The organism is Lentilactobacillus sp. (assembly GCF_040773105.1).
Classification (GTDB): Bacteria; Bacillota; Bacilli; order Lactobacillales; family Lactobacillaceae; genus Lentilactobacillus; species Lentilactobacillus parabuchneri.
Window position 1 is genome coordinate 1 of record NZ_JAXGWW010000154.1, and the last position, 4,839, is coordinate 4,839.

The 4,839-nt window shown below is 43.1% G+C and carries 5 protein-coding genes and 1 other annotated feature; all 5 genes read right to left on the reverse strand.

Annotation, left to right across the window (positions count from 1 at the left end; all coding sequences use genetic code 11):
• Positions 1 to 58: 58 nt before the first annotated feature.
• The gene (gene rpmI / locus AB3112_RS08195) at positions 59 to 256 is read right to left on the reverse strand and encodes a 50S ribosomal protein L35 (protein WP_057910434.1); all 198 of its coding nucleotides are present in this window, start codon (positions 254 to 256) and stop codon (positions 59 to 61) included.
• Positions 257 to 289: 33 nt separating this feature from the next.
• Positions 290 to 799, reverse strand: coding sequence for a translation initiation factor IF-3 (infC, locus tag AB3112_RS08200; RefSeq protein ID WP_057910435.1), 510 nt, complete (start codon positions 797 to 799; stop codon positions 290 to 292).
• Between the two features lie 36 nt (positions 800 to 835).
• Positions 836 to 970 (reverse strand) — a sequence feature (ribosomal protein L20 leader region).
• A 76-nt stretch (positions 971 to 1,046) separates the two neighbouring features.
• Positions 1,047 to 2,990, reverse strand: a complete 1,944-nt coding sequence (gene thrS / locus AB3112_RS08205) for a threonine--tRNA ligase (protein ID WP_084975288.1) — start codon at positions 2,988 to 2,990, stop codon at positions 1,047 to 1,049.
• A gap of 329 nt (positions 2,991 to 3,319) precedes the next feature.
• Positions 3,320 to 4,279, reverse strand: coding sequence for a primosomal protein DnaI (gene dnaI, locus AB3112_RS08210; RefSeq protein WP_057910437.1), 960 nt, complete (start codon positions 4,277 to 4,279; stop codon positions 3,320 to 3,322).
• 10 nt (positions 4,280 to 4,289) lie between these two features.
• A partial coding sequence (locus tag AB3112_RS08215; protein ID WP_367334269.1) for a DnaD domain protein occupies positions 4,290 to 4,839 on the reverse strand: 550 nt, incomplete at its 5' end.

Genomic DNA, 4,839 nt, shown 5'->3' on the forward strand with positions numbered 1-4,839 from the left:
CCTCCTATATCATAGAAACCTATTTATTAATTGAATGAATCAGTTGAACTGGTTCGGATTAAAGATGTGGTAATAACTTCTTGTATGTCTTTAAGTTCGTATGATCCATCATACTTGTACCACGAAGTTGGCGACGTTGCTTCTTTGTCTTACCGTGAAAACGGTGACTTGTATAAGCGTTGGCGCTCTTAAATCCACCGTTGGCAGTTCTCTTAAAACGTTTTGCTGCGGCACGGTTAGTTTTTTGTTTAGGCATTGGTAAAAATCCTCCTCAAGTATTTAACAACTGTTAGTTTTTATCTGAATCCTTAGGCGAAAGCATTAAGAACATGCTTCTTCCGTCCATTTTTGGTCGTTGAGTAACGGTAGCGACATCATCCGTTTCAGCAGCCATCCGGTCAAGAACTTTTCGGCCAATATCCTTATGAGTGATTGCCCGACCCTTAAATCGAATTGAAACACGAACCTTTTCGCCCTTTGCCAAAAACTTTCTGGCGTTCTTCAACTTGGTGTTAAAATCGTTCACATCAATTGTTGGGCTTAATCGAACTTCCTTGACACTGATGACTTTTTGTTTCTTACGAGATTCTCGTTCCTTCTTTTGAAGTTCAAAACGATATTTCCCATAATCAAGAATCTTTGCAACCGGTGGCTTAGCTTTGGGCGCAACCAGAACAAGATCAAGCTCGGCGTCTTCAGCTAACTGAAGCGCTTCAGCCTTGGTCTTAACACCAAGTTGATCACCATTAGCACCAATCAAACGAACCTCACGGGCACGGATTCCGTCATTAACCATCATATCTTTTGCTATGGTACTTCACCTCCAAAATAATTGAAAAGCAGAAAAAGGCAGGCACAGAATTGTGCCCGCCTCAATTAAAGAACTTGATCACTCAAGCTCTTACTCGATATCATGCCCAGCGAACTTAATTTCACTCAGGCGAGAAGCGGGTAGCTCCTGCTTTTATTACAACTATTAAATAGTATCATCTAATCTAGTATGTGTCAACACTAAACCATTGACCCGCTTGATAACCAATCATTGATTAGTCTTCACGAGAATATGATGCAATATCCTTTGAAACTTCATCAATAAAGTCTGGAACGGATTTTGATTGGGTGTCTTGTTCGCCATACTTACGAACTGAAACGCTGTTGCCACTAACTTCTTCGTCACCAACAACCAAAGTATATGGAATCTTGTGGGTTTGAGCATCACGAATCAAGTAGCCCATCTTTTCAGCTCTCATGTCAACTGAAGAACGAATCTTCAAAGCCCGGAGTTGGTCATTGATCTTCTTAGCGTAGTCAAGATGCTTGTCTTGGCTGACAGGGATGATCTTAACTTGGTGTGGTGCCAGCCAAGTTGGAAATGCACCCTTATAAATTTCAGTCAGGTAAGCGACAAATCGTTCCATCGTTGAAACAAGTCCACGGTGAATCATAACTGGACGATGTTGTTTGCCGTCCTCACCAATGTAGTGCAGGTCGAATCGTTCTGGCAGCATGAAGTCCAATTGGATCGTTGATAAGGTTTCTTCATTACCGAGTGCCGTCTTAGTTTGAACATCCAACTTAGGACCGTAGAATGCGGCTTCACCTTCAGCTTCGGTGTAATCAAGTCCCATTTCATCCATGGCACCCTTCAACATGGATTGGGCTCTGGTCCACATTTCGTTATCGTCAAAGTACTTTTCGGTGTTTTCTGGGTCACGGTAACTCAAGCGGAACGTGTAATCATTAATGTCGAAATCATGATAAACATCAACCATCAAATTCAAAATATTCTTAAATTCTTCTTGGATCTGATCAAGGGCCACAAATGTATGACCGTCATTAAGCGTCATTTCACGGACACGTTGCAATCCTGATAAAGCACCAGACTTTTCATAACGGTGCATCATTCCAAGTTCAGCGATCCGTAATGGCAATTCACGGTATGAACGAATGTGATGGTTGTAAATTTGAATATGGCTTGGGCAGTTCATTGGCCGTAATTCAAGCTCTTCGCCGTCACCCATATCCATTGGTGGGAACATATCCTCACGGTAGTGATCCCAGTGGCCTGATTGTTTATAGAGATCAAGGTTTGCAAGAACTGGTGTGTAAACGTGTTGGTAACCATTATCAACTTCCTTGTCGACAATGTATCGTTCAATAGTTCTTCTGATCGTGGCACCGTTTGGCATCCAGTAAGGAAGACCTGCACCAACCTTAGGATCGACGAAGAATAGATCCAGTTCGTTACCAATGACACGGTGGTCACGTTCGTGGGCTTCTTGACGCTTCTCAAGGTCAGCATCAAGATCTTTTTGCTTGTTAAAGGCAGTTGCATAAATTCGTTGCAACATTGGATTTGATGACTTCCCTTGCCAGTAAGCACCGGCAACCGAAAGCAGTTTGAAGATCTTCACTTTGCCAGTTGATGGTAATACAGCCCCTTCGGCAATCGACTTGAAATCGCCGATTTGGAAGAACTTAACCTTACCATCGACTTCATTTTCCTTCACTAACTCTTGTTGGTATGGATCATCGCCAGCAACTTGAGCTGCTTCATCGGCGCTCAGGAAAACAACCTTGGTTGAAAGATCCTGCTTGATAATGTTGTGCATGGATTGTTCCAATTCAGCCAACTGGTCAACACTGATTTGGGTGTCTGGTTTGTCGGTATCAACAAAGAACCCGTCCTCGTCAGCATCACTTTCGCCAAAGTGAATGTTGTCAAAATTGTTCGCGATTGCCATCTTCAAAATTTGAGCTGCAGTTGCCCGCAAAACACTGAGACCATCGTCACTATCTGAAGTAACAATTTCAATTTTACCGCCCTTATGTAAAGGCTCGTCGTTATTGACCCACTTTCCGTCGACTTTTGCTGCAACGGCTTTTTTACCTAAACTAACCGCTATTGATTTGGCGATATCTTCTGAAGTGACACCGTCATCAAATTGTTTCACACTACCATCTGGAAATTCGAATGAAAGCTCTGACATATTTCTTACTCCCTTTATAGTTTATTGGAACCACAAAAAAATCCCTGACGTACATTAAATGTACATCAGGGACGTATTTAGCGCGGTTCCACCCAAATTGAATTTTGGATACAGTTATCCAAAAAACGCTCAAGTGGCTGCTAACGGTACCGACCGGGATAGCATTGTCCGCAATCCAATTCCAAAGAGTGGTAACAATTAATGTCTAAACAAATGGTCTTCCAGGCTAGAACCATTCTCCCTGTGATGAGTCATAATTGCCATGTCTCTTTGATTCATTGGTTATAAGTATAGAATCACACTTTGAAAATGTCAATTGTATTTGCAAATTAAACTGGCCGGCGATTTTCACCTTTCATTTCCACTTCTCTGGATAAGAATTTGATTCGCTGCATCAATCGCTTGGCCTTCAAAGGTTCATCCTCACCTTTTTGGTTGATCCGCAAATGTTCTTCTTCGAGTCGTTCCATTGAAAAGTTCGACGTAAAAAATGTCGGCAGCTGTTGTTGCATGCGATACTCTAAGATTACGCCCAAGACTTCATCACGAACCCATGAAGACATCGAGTCGGCCCCGATATCATCAATCATCAACACCTGTGACTTTTTAATGGCGTCAATTTTTTCAGTGACCGAATTATCCGTGATCGCTGATTTCATCTCCACGGCAAAACTCGGGAAATGCACCATCGTTGTTTGAATGTTGCTATCCGCCAACTCGTTGGCAATCGCGCCGGTCAAAAATGTTTTGCCAACACCAAACGGGCCATATATGTATAGGCCGGGGTGAAAGGCTTTCGGGTCAGCCTTCATTTGGTTGATAAATTGGAGTGCCATTGTCAACGCTTCATAGCGATTCATATCCGGATTGTCGGCATCAGCGCCTTCAAAATCAGAAATTCGCGCGTCTTTAATGTCTTTGGGCATTGAAACCGTCCGAATTCGACGCGCAAGCGATTGTGTACGCTGTTTTTCCAAGACTTCCGGCGATGGCTGGTACGAAATATCAATTAAATGATCGTTGACGACCAGCTGAGGTAAATACCCCGGGGCAAACGACCGTTTCTTGTCCTTAATCTGATTTTTGACGTTGACGTATTCATAAAGCTTGGCAGCTGAACGATCGACCGCGTCAGGTGCTAACTCATCCTTGTGATCATTTAAAAACGCCGCGATTTCAGGATCATGACGAATTTGATTAATAATTCGGTTAAAGCCTTGGCTGACGTTACCACCCTTAAACTCACGGTCCTGCATTAATTTCTTGACAAAATCACTCACTTTTTCCACTGCGATTCACCTACTTTCCAGGTTTCTTTAGTTGATCCAGCTGCTCTTTTAACTGCTTCTTCTGCGCTTCAGTTAACTGGCGTTTTGGCTGAGGAGCTGATTTGGCAGTCTCCTTGTGGTCTTCTTTGGCCCAATCCGGCAGCGTTTCTTTAACCGTTACACGACGTTGATTGGCATATTTAGCCCGCCGCTTGGCAGCCTCTTTTTGCTTTTCCAACGGCCGTTGTTTAATTGCCACCACCGCTTTTTCCGCGGTCACAACACCATGTTGCGACCAGTCGTCGGCAATCGATGACATTAAATTTTTGTTGAGCGTTGAATGCTTCTCATCTACCAAAAGATAGTAAATTAAAATATTCATGACATCGTTAGGAAGAACCCGCAACGTCACTAGCTCGGATAGTGTTCGCTGCTCGCCACTGGTCACAATCCCGTTTTTTTGCTTTTTAATCTGTCGCAAAAACGCCACCGGAGAATTGGTCTTACTAATTGAAATCAGTTGTTTGGTTGCGGCATCATAATTTTGGGTTGTCGTTTGCCGGTCAGGCTTCTTGTCAATC